The sequence below is a fragment of the Pantoea sp. X-Soil-TKNS-1211 genome (assembly GCF_059730495.1).
The window spans coordinates 2564784-2578144 of the sequence record NZ_AP035953.1; the positions used below are offsets into that span (position 1 = coordinate 2564784).

Annotated in this window: 15 protein-coding genes; 6 read left to right on the forward strand and 9 right to left on the reverse strand. The window is 54.7% G+C overall.

The genetic code is table 11. The annotated features are described in order from the left end of the window. Nucleotides 1-8: 8 nt before the first annotated feature. The 5 genes from ruvA to aspS all read right to left on the reverse strand — a co-directional run bounded on the left by ruvA (nucleotide 9) and on the right by aspS (nucleotide 4380). Nucleotides 9-623, reverse strand: coding sequence for a Holliday junction branch migration protein RuvA (gene ruvA / locus AC6I8W_RS12285; protein WP_013509467.1), 615 nt, complete (start codon nucleotides 621-623; stop codon nucleotides 9-11). Nucleotides 624-713: 90 nt separating this feature from the next. Next, nucleotides 714-1241 carry a crossover junction endodeoxyribonuclease RuvC gene (gene ruvC, locus AC6I8W_RS12290; protein WP_084875399.1) on the reverse strand — a complete coding sequence of 176 codons (528 nt, stop codon included), beginning with the start codon at nucleotides 1239-1241 and terminating at the stop codon, nucleotides 714-716. Between the two features lie 37 nt (nucleotides 1242-1278). Further along, nucleotides 1279-2022 (reverse strand): YebC/PmpR family DNA-binding transcriptional regulator, encoded by a 744-nt coding sequence (locus AC6I8W_RS12295; RefSeq protein ID WP_497835234.1) that lies wholly within the window; start codon nucleotides 2020-2022, stop codon nucleotides 1279-1281. A gap of 145 nt (nucleotides 2023-2167) precedes the next feature. Beyond that, nucleotides 2168-2599, reverse strand: coding sequence for a dihydroneopterin triphosphate diphosphatase (gene nudB / locus AC6I8W_RS12300; protein ID WP_480364105.1), 432 nt, complete (start codon nucleotides 2597-2599; stop codon nucleotides 2168-2170). Next, entirely contained in the window at nucleotides 2599-4380 is a 1782-nt protein-coding gene (gene aspS, locus AC6I8W_RS12305) for an aspartate--tRNA ligase (protein ID WP_497835235.1), read from the reverse strand. Before aspS ends, nudB begins: the two co-directional genes overlap by 1 nt. Nucleotides 4381-4601: 221 nt before the next feature. Between aspS and AC6I8W_RS12310 the strand changes: the two genes are divergently transcribed. The 3 genes from AC6I8W_RS12310 (at nucleotide 4602) to cmoB (ending at nucleotide 7209) form a co-directional block, all read left to right on the forward strand. After that, a complete protein-coding gene (locus AC6I8W_RS12310) occupies nucleotides 4602-5423 on the forward strand; it encodes a DUF72 domain-containing protein (protein WP_497835236.1) in 822 nt (273 codons plus the stop codon). A gap of 92 nt (nucleotides 5424-5515) precedes the next feature. Further along, nucleotides 5516-6244 (forward strand): carboxy-S-adenosyl-L-methionine synthase CmoA, encoded by a 729-nt coding sequence (cmoA, locus tag AC6I8W_RS12315; protein ID WP_497835237.1) that lies wholly within the window; start codon nucleotides 5516-5518, stop codon nucleotides 6242-6244. Then, nucleotides 6241-7209 carry a tRNA 5-methoxyuridine(34)/uridine 5-oxyacetic acid(34) synthase CmoB gene (gene cmoB / locus AC6I8W_RS12320; RefSeq protein ID WP_497835238.1) on the forward strand — a complete coding sequence of 323 codons (969 nt, stop codon included), beginning with the start codon at nucleotides 6241-6243 and terminating at the stop codon, nucleotides 7207-7209. The genes cmoA and cmoB overlap by 4 nt, the downstream gene beginning before the upstream one ends. Before the next feature lie 3 nt (nucleotides 7210-7212). Here cmoB and AC6I8W_RS12325 read toward each other — a convergent pair whose 3' ends face one another. After that, nucleotides 7213-7833, reverse strand: coding sequence for a LysE family translocator (locus AC6I8W_RS12325; protein ID WP_497835239.1), 621 nt, complete (start codon nucleotides 7831-7833; stop codon nucleotides 7213-7215). A 175-nt stretch (nucleotides 7834-8008) separates the two neighbouring features. Between AC6I8W_RS12325 and AC6I8W_RS12330 the strand changes: the two genes are divergently transcribed. Beyond that, complete coding sequence (locus AC6I8W_RS12330; protein WP_497835240.1) at nucleotides 8009-9106, forward strand: glycerol dehydrogenase; 1098 nt, start codon at nucleotides 8009-8011, stop codon at nucleotides 9104-9106. An 82-nt stretch (nucleotides 9107-9188) separates the two neighbouring features. On the opposite strand, the gene AC6I8W_RS12335 is transcribed toward AC6I8W_RS12330, so the two are convergent. Beyond that, entirely contained in the window at nucleotides 9189-10037 is an 849-nt protein-coding gene (locus AC6I8W_RS12335; protein WP_497835241.1) for a hypothetical protein, read from the reverse strand. A gap of 493 nt (nucleotides 10038-10530) precedes the next feature. On the opposite strand from AC6I8W_RS12335, the gene AC6I8W_RS12340 reads away from it, so the two are divergent. Next, on the forward strand, nucleotides 10531-10719 hold the full coding sequence (locus AC6I8W_RS12340) for a ribbon-helix-helix protein, CopG family (protein ID WP_480364113.1): 189 nt from the start codon (nucleotides 10531-10533) through the stop codon (nucleotides 10717-10719). Nucleotides 10720-10810: 91 nt separating this feature from the next. On the opposite strand, the gene cutC is transcribed toward AC6I8W_RS12340, so the two are convergent. Next, nucleotides 10811-11563 carry a copper homeostasis protein CutC gene (cutC, locus tag AC6I8W_RS12345; RefSeq protein WP_497835242.1) on the reverse strand — a complete coding sequence of 251 codons (753 nt, stop codon included), beginning with the start codon at nucleotides 11561-11563 and terminating at the stop codon, nucleotides 10811-10813. Nucleotides 11564-11649: 86 nt separating this feature from the next. Between cutC and AC6I8W_RS12350 the strand changes: the two genes are divergently transcribed. Beyond that, on the forward strand, nucleotides 11650-12795 hold the full coding sequence (locus AC6I8W_RS12350; protein ID WP_497835243.1) for a MalY/PatB family protein: 1146 nt from the start codon (nucleotides 11650-11652) through the stop codon (nucleotides 12793-12795). On the opposite strand, the gene AC6I8W_RS12355 is transcribed toward AC6I8W_RS12350, so the two are convergent. Continuing rightward, nucleotides 12792-13352, reverse strand: coding sequence for a VOC family protein (locus tag AC6I8W_RS12355; RefSeq protein WP_497835244.1), 561 nt, complete (start codon nucleotides 13350-13352; stop codon nucleotides 12792-12794). The two genes, AC6I8W_RS12350 and AC6I8W_RS12355, sit on opposite strands and share 4 nt — an antisense overlap. Nucleotides 13353-13361 lie beyond the last annotated feature (9 nt).

The window sequence follows — 13361 nt, forward strand, 5'->3', positions numbered from 1 at the left end:
GCATTACCTCAAATGGCTGCGCGCAGGGCTTCGCGGATCAGGGTTTCGCAGTCCGCATCGGGTCGACCAATTTTGCTGACCATGCGGCTGGCTTCCTGCGGTTTATACCCCAGCGCTACCAGTGCCGCAACCGCTTCCGCTTCGGCGTCGTTGTTCTCTGGCGCCGCAGACGGCGTGGTCAGGGTAAAGGCATTATCGCCACCAAACAGGTCGCCATGCATGCCTTTGAAGCGGTCTTTCATCTCCACCACCAGACGTTCGGCGGTCTTCTTCCCGACACCGGGCAACTTCACCAGCACCGCAATCTCTTCTTTCTCGACTGCGGTAACGAACTGCTGGGCTGACATACCCGACAGGATCGCCAGCGCCAGTTTGGGACCCACGCCATTCACCTTAATCAGCTCACGGAACAGCGCGCGCTCCTGCTTGCTGTTAAAACCGAACAGCAGCTGCGCATCTTCGCGTACCACGAACTGGGTGAAGATGATGGCTTCCTGATTGAGTTCAGGCAGCTCATAGAAGCAGGTCATTGGCATATGCACTTCGTAACCGACACCGTGCGCTTCAATCAACACCAGCGGCGGCTGTTTTTCCAGAATATTGCCTCGTAGACGACCAATCACCTGAACGCTTCCTTATTTGTATAAACCCATATGACGGTTATTTATAACATAAAAAAGGCTGGATGAATATCCAGCCCATTATCGAATGCGTTAGCCCGATCGCAACCTGCCACGCGTCAATACCAGCTTGCTGTCGCTCATGCGCGCGGCATTCTGGCTGACATGACAGTGGGTGATGGCAATCGCCAACGCATCGGCGGCATCGGCCTGCGGATTGGCCGGAAGCTTCAGCAAAGTACGCACCATATGCTGCACCTGGCTTTTCTCGGCGCTGCCGATACCGGTCACCGTCTGCTTTACCTGGCGTGCTGCATATTCAAACACTGGCAGGTCGAGATTCACTGCCGCGACGATCGCCGCACCACGCGCCTGCCCCAGTTTGAGCGCTGAATCGGCGTTTTTCGCCATAAACACTTGTTCGATGGCAAAAAAGTCCGGGGAAAACTGGGTGATGATTTCGCTGACGCCAGCATAAATCAGCTTGAGACGGGAAGGCAGGTCGGTCACGTTGGTGCGGATACAGCCGCTGCCCAGATAACTGAGCTGGCGGCCGGTCTGACGAATAACACCGTAACCGGTGACGCGCGAGCCGGGGTCGATCCCGAGAATTATCGCCATAGCGCGTCTCCGGCAGGTTGTGGTTGAGAAAACGCCATTACAGCGTTTCCGCCACCTCATCGGAAATTTCACCGTTGTGATAAACTTCCTGCACGTCATCACAATCTTCCAGCATATCAATCAGACGCAGCAGTTTTGGTGCGGTTTCTGCATCCAGTTCGGCTTTGGTTGACGGGATCATGGTGACTTCAGCTTCATCAGCTTTCAGGCCTGCCGCTTCCAGCGCATCACGTACTTCACCCAGTTGTTCCCAGGCGGTAAACACGTCAATTGCGCCATCATCGTAACTCACCACATCTTCCGCACCGGCTTCCAGTGCCGCTTCCATCAGGGCATCTTCATCCTGACCTGGCGCATAGGAGATCACGCCTTTTTTACTGAACAGATAGGCTACGGAACCATCGGTACCGAGGTTGCCACCGGTTTTGGTGAAGGCATGACGCACCTCGCCCACGGTACGGTTGCGGTTGTCGCTCAGACACTCAATCATCACCGCTGAACCGCCCGGACCGTAACCTTCATAAATGATGGTTTCCATATTGGAATCATCTTCGCCGCCCACGCCACGCGCAATCGCACGGTTCATGGTGTCACGGGTCATGTTGTTGGACAGAGCTTTGTCCATTGCCGCGCGCAGACGCGGGTTGGAAGTGGCATCACCACCACCCAGTTTCGCAGCGGTCACCAGCTCGCGAATGATTTTGGTGAAGATTTTACCGCGCTTGGCATCCTGAGCGGCTTTCCTGTGTTTGGTATTCGCCCATTTACTATGTCCGGCCATATAACTCGTTCTCCGATCTAAATCTTGTGCAGGTTAGCTATCTAACCTGAGCGTTCAATATTTGTGGTGCCGTTCTGTCAAACCCGCACCAAATTCAATAAATTTTAACCAATGTGCCGCCGGAAAAACGCGCGGCGACGGGCATTCAGAGAAATTCTTCAATTGCCTGTCGGTTACTCCAGGACTTGGTCAGGGCTGCTGCATCAGCGGGTGCCAGCCAGCGTGCGGCGAAGTGTTCGCTGAGGACCACCTCGCGCTCGGTGGGCAGTGCCAGCCGGAACCAGTGTTCGCGGTTGTGGGTGGTGCCCGGTGCGTAGCGATGGCGATAGTGCGGGAAGATTTCGAACTCGATTTGTTTGTGGCAATCCACCAGCGTCAGCTGTTCGCTGACCACATCAATCGCCAGTTCTTCCTGCACTTCACGCTGTGCGGCCTGAAGCGGCGTCTCCCCCGCTTCGAGGCTGCCGGTGACCGATTGCCAGAAGCTCTCGTCATCACGGCGTTGCAGCATCAACACCCGGCCCGAGTCCTGAGCAAAAATCACCACCAGAACCGAGACCGGATGCTTATAGCCCATTATTTATTCTCAAGCTTGTCTTTCTTCGGTGCCAGCTGAATCCCCAGATCCGCCAACGCTGCCGGATTGGCCTCGCTTGGCGCTTCGGTCATCAGACAGGCTGCCGCGGTGGTTTTCGGGAAGGCGATAACGTCACGGATGTTGTCGGTGCCGGTCAGCAGCATGGTGACACGATCCAGACCAAATGCCAGGCCCGCGTGCGGCGGGGTGCCGTACTTCAGCGCATCCAGCAGAAAGCCGAACTTCTCGCGCTGTTCTTCTTCAGCAATGCCGAGGATGCTGAACACCGCCTGCTGCATATTGCCGTTATGGATACGTACCGAGCCGCCACCTACTTCATAACCGTTGATCACCATGTCATACGCATTGGCAATCGCCTGCTCCGGGTTAGCGGCCAGCTCTGAAGCCGTCATCTCTTTCGGCGAGGTGAACGGATGGTGCATCGCAGCCAGACCGCCTTCGTCATCCGCTTCGAACATCGGGAAGTCGATCACCCACAGCGGTGCCCAGGCTTTGTCATTGGTGATTTGCAGGTCGCGACCCACTTTCAGACGCAGCGCGCCCAGCGCATCGGATACAACTTTGGCACGGTCAGCACCGAAGAAGATCACATCGCCATCCTGTGCGCCGGTGCGCTCCAGAATCGCGGCCACAATCTCCGCGTTCAGAAACTTCGCCACCGGACTTTGCACGCCTTCGAAACCTTTGGCTAGTTCGTTGACCTTCATCCACGCCAGGCCTTTCGCGCCGTAGATTTCAACGAACTTGCCGTATTCATCAATCTGCTTACGGCTCAGGGTAGCACCACCCGGTACGCGCAACGCAGCCACGCGGCCTTTGGCATCGTTCGCCGGGCCAGAGAACACCTGGAACTCGACGTTTTTCAGCAGGTCAGCAACATCCACCAGCTCCATCGGGTTACGCAGGTCGGGTTTATCGGAACCGTAACGACGCATTGCTTCAGCGAAGGTCATTTGTGGGAAGCTGCCCAGGTCAACGCCTTTGATATCAAGCCACAGTTCACGGATCAGACGTTCCATCACTTCACGCACCTGCTCGGCGGTCATAAAGGAGGTTTCCACGTCGATCTGGGTGAATTCCGGCTGGCGGTCAGCACGCAGGTCTTCGTCACGGAAGCATTTAACGATCTGATAGTAACGGTCAAAACCGGACATCATCAGCAGCTGTTTAAACAGTTGGGGTGACTGCGGCAGCGCGTAAAACTTGCCTTTGTGTACGCGGCTTGGCACCAGATAGTCGCGAGCACCTTCCGGCGTAGCTTTGGTCAGCATCGGGGTTTCGATATCGAGGAAACCTTCGCTGTCCATAAAGCGACGTACGAAGCTGGTGATTTTCGCGCGGGTTTTCAGACGCTGCGCCATCTCCGGACGACGCAGGTCGAGGTAACGATATTTTAAGCGTGCTTCTTCGCTGTTGACCTGGTTGGAATCCAACGGCAGTGGCTCAGCACGGTTAATGATGTTCAGCGCGTGGGCAAAGATCTCGATCTCACCGGTCGCCATGTCACTGTTTTTATTCTTCTCATCACGTGCACGTACGGTACCGGTGATCTGAATACAGAATTCGTTACGCAGCTCAGACGCCAGCTGGAAAGCCTCCTGACGATCGGGATCGAAGAACACCTGCACGATGCCTTCACGATCGCGCATATCGATAAAAATCAGGCTGCCCAGATCGCGACGGCGGTTTACCCAGCCGCAAAGAGTGACTTGCTGACCCACATGAGACAGATTGAGCTGTCCGCAATATTCTGTACGCATAACGTATCCTTTTAACTTCGCCGCTGCAGCTGACAGCATCAGGCCGCGTAACCTTCTGAGATGCTGCCGCAAAAAAGGCGGCTATTATAATGGAAAAAGCCAGACAGGATAAGTAGAGCCGCGCCAAAGCCGACAAAACATCTGCTTTTGTCACAGGTTGTTATCCCATGGTTGCGAAAACAGGGTAACCTGTGGTCGATTTTACCGTCTGGAGTTGTTTTTTGACGCTACGTATTGGTTTGCCTCAGTGGCAACATCCACACTGGAAACAATTTGGCCTGGAGACGCTGGCAGATTACGCGCAGCTGTTCGATTGTGTCGAAGGTAATACCACGCTATATGCGTTGCCCAAACCGGAAGTGGTGATGCGCTGGCATGATATGACCCACGACGATTTCCGCTTCTGCTTTAAATTCCCCGCCAGCATCAGCCACCAGGCCGCATTACGCAACTGCGATGACCTGCTTAATGAATTCTTTCGTCTGCTGGACCCGTTAGCCAACCGCATCGGCCAATACTGGTTGCAACTGCCTGCCGCCTTTTCTCCGGCACAGCTCCATGATCTGTGGCAGTTTCTCGATAGTCTGCCACGCCGCTTCAGCTATGGCGTGGAAGTGCGCCATGCTGCGTTCTTTGCCAAAGGGGAAGCGGAACGCGCCCTGAACCGTGGCCTGCAACAACGTGGGGTGAATCGGGTGATCCTCGATAGCCGCCCGGTTCATGCTTCCCAATCGCAAACCGCCGCCGCCATTGAGGCGCGCAGAAAGAAGCCGCGCGTACCGCCGCATGCGATACGAACCGGCCAGCAGCCGATGGTGCGGTTTATCGGTAGCGATAGCGTAACTGAAAGCCTGCCGTTGTTTCAGCCGTGGCAGAGCAAGTTGCCGGAATGGCTGGCGGAGAGCGATCCATTACTGTTTATCCATACCCCGGATATGGGCGAGGTTTTCCCGCTAATTCAAGCGCTGTGGCCGCAGTTGCAACAGCTGGAGCCGCACTTGCCCACCCTGCCCGTATGGCCGCAGCAATCGAGCCTGTTCTGATCGCCCAGGCTACACTCATGGGAAACGGGTGCAGCCTGCGGCAGTTTCTGCCAGAATAGCGCCCTTTCCGTTTTCTCTCCGGATATTTCATTATGTCTGACCGCGATACGCTATTTTCCGCGCCCATTAATAAATTGGGTGACTGGACCTTTGACGAGCGCGTGGCTGAAGTCTTTCCTGATATGGTTCAGCGCTCGATTCCCGGTTACTCCAACATCATTTCGATGATTGGCATGCTGGCAGAACGCTTTGTGCAGCCCAATAGCCAGGTTTACGATCTCGGCTGTTCACTCGGTGCCGCTACCCTTTCGGTGCGTCGCAACATCCATGTACCTGGTTGTCAGATCATTGCGGTCGACAACTCACCCGCGATGGTGGAACGCTGTCGTCGTCATATCGACGCCTTCCGTGCCGATACGCCGGTACAGGTGTTAGAAGCGGATATCCGCGATATCCCCATCGAAAACGCCTCGCTGGTGGTGCTGAACTTTACCTTGCAATTCCTTGAACCGGATGCGCGCGTACTGCTGCTGGAAAAAATCGCTCAGGGTCTGAATCCGGGTGGCGCGCTGGTGCTGTCCGAAAAATTTAGCTTTGAAGATGCTGAAGTCGGCGAGTTGTTGTTTAACATGCACCACGACTTTAAGCGTGCCAATGGCTACAGCGAGCTGGAGATCAGCCAAAAGCGCAGCATGCTGGAAAACGTGATGTTGACCGACAGTGTGGAAACGCACAAAAACCGGCTGAAGCAGGCCGGTTTTGGTCATGCGGAGCTGTGGTTCCAGTGCTTTAACTTTGGCTCACTGGTGGCGTTGAAATGATTGATTTTGGCAGGTTTTATCAACAAATCGCCACCGGCCCGCTCGCCAGTTGGCTGGAAGTATTACCGGCGCAGGTTGCAGCCTGGCAGCGTGAAAATTTGCACGGCCATTTTCGCAACTGGGAAAAATCGGTCGAACACCTTCCGGCGCTGGTGCCGCAGAAACTCGATTTGTTACACAGCGTCAGTGCCCAACAGGATGACTTAACCGAACGTCAACGCGCCGGGATTGAAAAGCTGCTGCGTAATTTGCTGCCGTGGCGTAAAGGGCCGTATTCCCTGTATGGCACCGAGATCGACACCGAATGGCGTTCGGACTGGAAATGGCAGCGCGTGTTGCCGCATATCTCCCCGTTAGCTGGCCGTACCGTGTTGGATGTCGGCTGCGGTAGCGGTTACCACATGTGGCGCATGGTCGGTGCCGGCGCACAGTTAGTGGTGGGTATCGACCCGATGCAGCTGTTCCTGTGCCAGTTCGAAGCGGTGCGTAAACTGCTGGGAGACGATCGCCGCGCACACCTGCTGCCACTCGGTATTGAGCAGCTTCCGGTGTTGCAGGCGTTCGATACCGTGTTTTCCATGGGTGTGTTGTATCACCGTCGCTCCCCGCTGGACCATCTGTTGCAGTTGAAAAATCAGTTAGTCAGCGAGGGCGAGTTGGTGCTGGAAACGCTGGTGATTGAAGGTGATGAGAACGCGGTGCTGGTGCCCGGTGAGCGTTATGCGCAAATGCGCAACGTTTACTTTATTCCGTCTGCTGCTGCGCTGAAAAGCTGGCTCGAGAAGTGTGGCTTTGTTGATGTGCGCATTGTCGACTACGCCATCACCTCGGTGGAAGAACAACGGCGTACCGACTGGATGACCAGTGAATCACTGGCAGAATTCCTCGATCCCAACGACAGCAGCAAAACGGTGGAAGGTTATCCGGCACCGCTGCGCGCGGTGCTGGTGGCACGCAAACCGTAAAGCTTAACGCCGCGACAGCGCCAGCTTCGCGGCAAAACCGATAAACACGCAACCGGTCAGGCGATCCATCACTTTAATCACCGCCGGGCGGCGCAGGTGAGCCGCAAAATAATGACTGCCGCCAATCAGCACCGCATTCCACACCAGGCCGATCGCCATATGGGTCAGCGCCATCAACGTACACCACAACGGCACCGAGGCACCTGCCGGAATAAATTGCGGCAGAAAAGTGACATAAAACACGCCCACTTTCGGGTTCAACATATTACCCAGCAATCCGCGGGCAAAGCAGGCGAAAAAGCTTTGCTCTTTGGTGGCGCTGAACTGGTCTGCTACCGCCTGCGTGCGCGGATTCAGCAGCAGTTTCACCCCCAGCCACAGCAGATACGCCGCCCCCACCCACTTCAGCAGGTTATAAGCCATTTCTGACGCCAGCAGCAACGCGCCCAACCCCAACCCCACCATCACGCCCCACGCCAGACAACCTAAAGTCACACCTAACGCGGTGGCCGAGGCACGTTGCCAGCCCTGTGCTGCGGCAGTACGCAGCACCAATGCGGTATCGAAACCCGGTGTTAAGGTGAGAATGGTGATGGCAAACAGAAATGAAATCAGTAACGTCATGGCGCGCTCCCGGTGAATTGGTCCTCATATTAACGTGGTGTATCCGGGAACACGATAGTTACCTTCCGTAAGTAACTGAGAATGATTATCAACTTGCCACCAAAGGTTAAATTGCCGTCATTTATCTATGTCAGTGTGATGCCAGTCTCTTTTCTAACCCAAAGGAGTTATGGCTATGAGCAAGTTTATTTTCTCTTCACCACGGAAGTATGTACAAGGCGCTGGCGTACTGGATGAACTGGGTGCGTATATCGCTGAGCTGGGTCAGCACGCTTTTCTGGTGGCCGACGATATCGTCTGGCAACTGATTGGTGAGCGGACGCAGCACACCTTAAAAGCCGCCAGTGTTGAATTCAGCCGCCAGGCGTTTAAGGGCGAGGCCTCCAGCAATGAGATCAACCGTCTGACTCAACTGGCGCAGTCTCTGGGCAGCGACGTGATTGTCGGGCTGGGCGGCGGTAAAACGCTGGATACGGTGAAAGCGGTGGCAGATGAGCTGAAGCTGCCGGTCGCCATCGTCCCGACGGTCGCCTCCACCGATGCACCTTGTAGCGCGCTTTCCGTGATCTACTCCGACAGCGGCGTGTTTGAGAGCTACCGCTTCTACAGCAAAAACCCCGACCTGGTGCTGGTGGATACCGCTGTCTGCGCTGCGGCACCCGCACGCCTGTTCGCCTCCGGCATTGCCGATGGCCTCGCCACCTGGGTGGAAGCACAGGCTGTCGTACGTTCCCATGCCAAATCGATGGTCAATGGCGATCCGACCATCGCCGGGCTGGCTATCGCCCGGGCCTGTGAGGAGACGTTGCTGACGTGGGGTTTCAGCGCCTGGACTGCCGTGACAGAGAAGCGTGTAACCCCTGCGGTTGAGGCGGTGGTGGAAGCCAACACCCTGCTCTCTGGCCTGGGCTTCGAAAATGCGGGACTGGCGGGTGCGCATGCCATTCATAACGGCTTTACCGCTATCGAGGGTGATATCCATCACCTGACCCACGGCGAGAAAGTGGCTTACGGCACACTGACTCAGATGGTGCTGGAACAGCGCCCGGATGAGGAAATTGCGCGCTACATCCGTTTCTATCGTTCGATCAACATGCCCACCACGCTGAAAGAAGTGCATCTGGAGAATGAAAGCTGGGAGAATCTGGTACGCGTAGGTGCGCTAGCCAATAGCGAGGGGGACACGCTAAAAAACCTCAATCCGCATCTTTCGCCGGAAGATATCGCTAACGCCATCCTGGCAGTCGATGCCTTCAGCAAAACGGTGAAATAACGCACATTTCGTAGCGGCGCGATTTATCGCGCAGGGGTTCATAACCGTGCGCGATAAATCGCGCCGCTACACTTCGGTGGCATCATTGTTCCTCCGTTGGCTTATCCCAATACTGGTATTTATAAGCCGAACTCAGGTGACGTTCGATAGTGCCCTTCTCAAACACCTCAGTTTCATGCAGATAGCTAAGCGTGCAGTTGCCGACATCATCCCACAGCTGGCATTCATCGACGGAACGGATGGTACTGACGGGCGTGCTGGCGGTACCATTCAGACGTAATTCACGCCATTGGTTATCGTAGGTGTAGGTATCTTTGCTGCGTGCGCTGGTGGCGCTGGTCACCAGACCTTGTGGATTCCAGTTGTAGACACTTTCCCCATTGGTCAGTGCATCACTGCCACGCGCGATACTGCGTTCCAGCCGAAAGTGCTTGTCATAGCGATAAGTGGTGTCGGTGAAACCCTCTTTACCCATGCTGGTAAATTTATCGGAGGAGCTGATAATGTTACCCCGCTGCCCCATCTGCCAGTTAATAGTTCCCTGGCGATTGTCCACCACCACCTCTTTGCCTTCTTTCAACACTTTGACCAGATAAGCGTATTCCGCGACCCAGCCTCCCTGCACCCGCGCAATGTGCTGCTCCATGTTGAGTACCACGTTGCTTTCGCTTTTATCGTAGGTGATATCCGCCACCATCAAATCGCCGCAGGGGTCAAACTGGCCCAGAATCCGTTTTTGCGAATCCACATCTTTGCCAAACTCACCGGCAATCACCTGGCGTACCGCGCCTTTGGCGTTACCACCCAGCATGATCCAGTTGTTGCTATTGGTGATATTTTTGCTCAGCGGGGGACATTGCGTGCTGACGGCCAGCGCAGCGCCACTGAGCGGAAAAAGCAGCAGTAAAACGGCACAAGGAATGGATTTCATGATGGTTATCCGTGAATAGCCTTAACTCCAATGTAAGCATCTTTTTCCTCGATGCGCTATGGCCCGGTAAAAAGTTGCTGCTGCCATGGAGGAGACTGATCGCGTTGATTAACTGCACGAAATTGAATGATGTGCGGTGCCGGGTGCCTCCCGGTGAGCCGGATCAGCCCTAATCCCGGCCCGCATGACACGTCAGAAACCTTGGCTTTGCCCCGCCGCACAGGGGGATTCACCGCATAAGACCTAAATTACGCAGCGCAAAAGTTTATTTATACTTTGATTTAGTTACTTAACTCCATTCTCGCAACGGAAATTTCACATTCGTGATCTCTGCTGCATTTGAACTCTTATGAACAAAGTCAAGCCCGATTAAGCAACTATAGTTTGGTTAATCATGAGATTACTCTCAAGGACGATCTTCTACACTCCCAAAGCAATCTTAATAAAACCAGTATTACCCTACCTTATCTGACGCGATACTAAGGGGTTGAGCATGATTCAATCAGCAAGTGATATTCAGAAGCGCAGTGACGAAAAACGTGGTGTTAAACCTAAAACCTATAAACTTCCGTTGCAAACTATCGATCGTATCGAGTTGCTGGCCAGTGATACCGGGGTATCACAAGCGGCTATCATCGCGACGGCCATTGATATTTATGAGCAGTCGCTGAAGCGCTTTTGATAAAAAGAACCCCAGCAAGAAGGCTGGGGTTTGGTACTTGCAAACATCACGTCATGCTATCGGCGTGCTGCGCGGCAAAAATGGTGCGATTTCAGGCGACCCGGACGCTGTTCATTTGCATCATGCTTTTCATGGCTTCCACCACATCACCATCAACGCAATAACGACTGAATTCATCAGTTTCCGCTTCTGAACACATCGATACACCGGCTTTACGGTAGCGCATCGGGGAAGCGACTAAGCGGCTGGCGGAACTGTGTACCTCCCGCAAACCACTATCAAGAAACTTTTGCAGGTTGCTTAAACGAACACCAGCACCTGCCATAATGATTGGACCCCTGCTGTGTTCATTAAGTTCCCGTAATAATGGAATTCCGGTTTCCGCACTTTGCTGCTGCCCCGAGGTTAGAATGCGCGCTAATCCTAAATCACTCAGGACTTCAAGCGTGCGTTTAGGGCTATGGCACAAATCAAAGGCTCGATGGAATGTCACGGCCATCCCTTCACACAGCGCCATAATTTGCCGCATCCGGGGGATATCAACATGCGCATCTTCATCCAGCATACCAATTACCAGCCCCGGAAAACCCAGCTCACGCATTAACGCCACATCCGATTTCATGGTTTCAAACTCACGATCGGTGTAGCAAAAATCGCCGCCACGGGGCCGGACGATCGGATGTACCGGAATGGTGATTTCACGTCGTACAGCTTCCAGCACCCCGGCTGATGGGGTTAACCCGCCTTCGCGTGGCGCGCTGCACAGCTCCAGACGATCAGCACCGGACAGCTGCGCAGTCATTGCACAGTCGATGCCATAGCAGCATATTTCCAGTTTCGTCATACTTTTCTCCTTTACATGACATCTGGCTCGGGAAGATTGCTTAAGTTAGTCTGCTCATTGGAGACAGTTTACGTGGAAAACTCACTATGGCATTCAATTTTGACCAATGGATAGACCGGCGTCACAGCGATAGTTTGAAATGGCACAAATATGGCGATCAGGATGTGCTGCCATTATGGGTAGCCGATACCGATTTTCGCTCCCCCGAATGCATTATCGCTGCGATAAAACACCGTGCTGAGCACGGCGTTTTTGGTTATGGTGACACGCCAGACGGATTGATTGATATCACAATTTCCCGCCTTGAGCAGCGCTATGGCTGGCGTATCCAACCGGAGTGGATCGTCCTGCTGCCTGGCGTGGTAAGCGGCCTCAATCTTTCGGTCCGCGCATTTACCGACTCCGGGCAAAGTACCGTGGCACCTGACCCGATTTATCCGCCGTTTCGCGCGGCCGCCAGGCTGGCTGAACGCGGACAGGTACACCTGCCGCTGCGATTAGAAGGTCAGCGCTGGCTTATGGATTTACACACTGCCAGTGAAAGATTGCAGGGCAATGAACGGCTGCTGATGCTGTGTAATCCACAAAACCCCGGCGGCACCGCCTATCGCCGTTCTGAATTGCTGGCGCATCTGGCGTTTGCCCAACAGCATGATTTGATCGTCTGCTCCGATGAAATTCATTGTGATCTTATCCTCACCCCCGATGTCGAGCACATTCCCTTTGCAGCCCTGAGCGAAGATGCTGCTCAGCGCAGCATCACCCTGATGTCTCCCTCCAAAACCTTCAACATTGCCGGTCTTGGCGCCTCAATGGCGATCATTCCTAATCCGGAGTTACGCAAACGCTTTAAACGAACGCGTCAGGGGATCGTGCCTGGTGTGGATATTCTGGCGTTAGTGGCAGCAGAAGCCGCCTGGCGCGGGGGGGACGATTGGCTGGCTGCGCAGATCGACTATCTGCGCGCCAATCGTGATCGTTTGGTTGAACAGGTCAATGCGCTGCCGGGGCTAAGTATGGTGGCACCCGAAGCGACTTACCTTGGCTGGATCGATGCCAGCGGTCTTGGTGTCGACAACCCGACTAGCTTTTTCGAACAATACGGACTGGGTTTCTCACCTGGACACGACTTTGGCGATGACCGTTTCGTCCGCTTCAACTTCGGTTGTACCCGTGCCACGCTGGAGGAAGCCATTGCGCGGCTGCAACGAGCGGTCGCTGCGCAGCATTAGTTCTGCTCGCTGGCAACAATCTCCTCCAGCCGCCACGGGTGGAATTTGATGGTGGTTTGCCCATCCGTTACCGCCAACGTCGGATTGGGCAGACGCTCGTTTTCTCCCTGCGGCGCACTGGTTTTAAAGGAAATGCCCGGCTGCGTCAGCGCTTCATCAGCCAGCAGTGCCATGGTACGCATCCCCAGGGTTTCCGGTTCGCCACGCAGGACAATTTCCACATGTTCCCAGCCCTCGTGGCGATAGAGTTTTTCCCCCGGCCACGGCAGCTCAATCACATCAATCTGCCATCCAGCCAGTTGCAACGGCTGGTGCAGTTTGAACAAACAGATCGGACGACCGTTGATCATCGCCTCCGAGAACTGGCTGCCGATTTGCAGCAATCCCTGTTTCCAGCGCTCTGCCGTCGCGTATTGGTGACAGCGAACCGCCACATGGTCGGCGTCATGTTCGCTCAGTTGCAGCCCTAAACGTTCAGAGAATTGCTGTAATGCCTGTTCAAAGCGCAGCAGGTCTTGTTCCAAATCCTTCAGTTCTGAAGGAAAAATCATCGTCATGCGTCAATC

Coding starts and splice junctions, on each gene's coding strand:
- AC6I8W_RS12330 (WP_497835240.1), top strand. CDS start 8,009: ATGAGCAAGTTTATTTTCTCTTCACCACGGAAGTATGTACAAGGCGCT.
- cmoA (WP_497835237.1), top strand. CDS start 5,516: ATGTCTGACCGCGATACGCTATTTTCCGCGCCCATTAATAAATTGGGT.
- AC6I8W_RS12350 (WP_497835243.1), top strand. CDS start 11,650: ATGGCATTCAATTTTGACCAATGGATAGACCGGCGTCACAGCGATAGT.
- ruvC (WP_084875399.1), bottom strand. CDS start 1,241: ATGGCGATAATTCTCGGGATCGACCCCGGCTCGCGCGTCACCGGTTAC.
- AC6I8W_RS12335 (WP_497835241.1), bottom strand. CDS start 10,037: ATGAAATCCATTCCTTGTGCCGTTTTACTGCTGCTTTTTCCGCTCAGT.
- AC6I8W_RS12325 (WP_497835239.1), bottom strand. CDS start 7,833: ATGACGTTACTGATTTCATTTCTGTTTGCCATCACCATTCTCACCTTA.
- cutC (WP_497835242.1), bottom strand. CDS start 11,563: ATGACGAAACTGGAAATATGCTGCTATGGCATCGACTGTGCAATGACT.
- AC6I8W_RS12340 (WP_480364113.1), top strand. CDS start 10,531: ATGATTCAATCAGCAAGTGATATTCAGAAGCGCAGTGACGAAAAACGT.
- aspS (WP_497835235.1), bottom strand. CDS start 4,380: ATGCGTACAGAATATTGCGGACAGCTCAATCTGTCTCATGTGGGTCAG.
- AC6I8W_RS12295 (WP_497835234.1), bottom strand. CDS start 2,022: ATGGCCGGACATAGTAAATGGGCGAATACCAAACACAGGAAAGCCGCT.
- nudB (WP_480364105.1), bottom strand. CDS start 2,599: ATGGGCTATAAGCATCCGGTCTCGGTTCTGGTGGTGATTTTTGCTCAG.
- AC6I8W_RS12355 (WP_497835244.1), bottom strand. CDS start 13,352: ATGACGATGATTTTTCCTTCAGAACTGAAGGATTTGGAACAAGACCTG.
- cmoB (WP_497835238.1), top strand. CDS start 6,241: ATGATTGATTTTGGCAGGTTTTATCAACAAATCGCCACCGGCCCGCTC.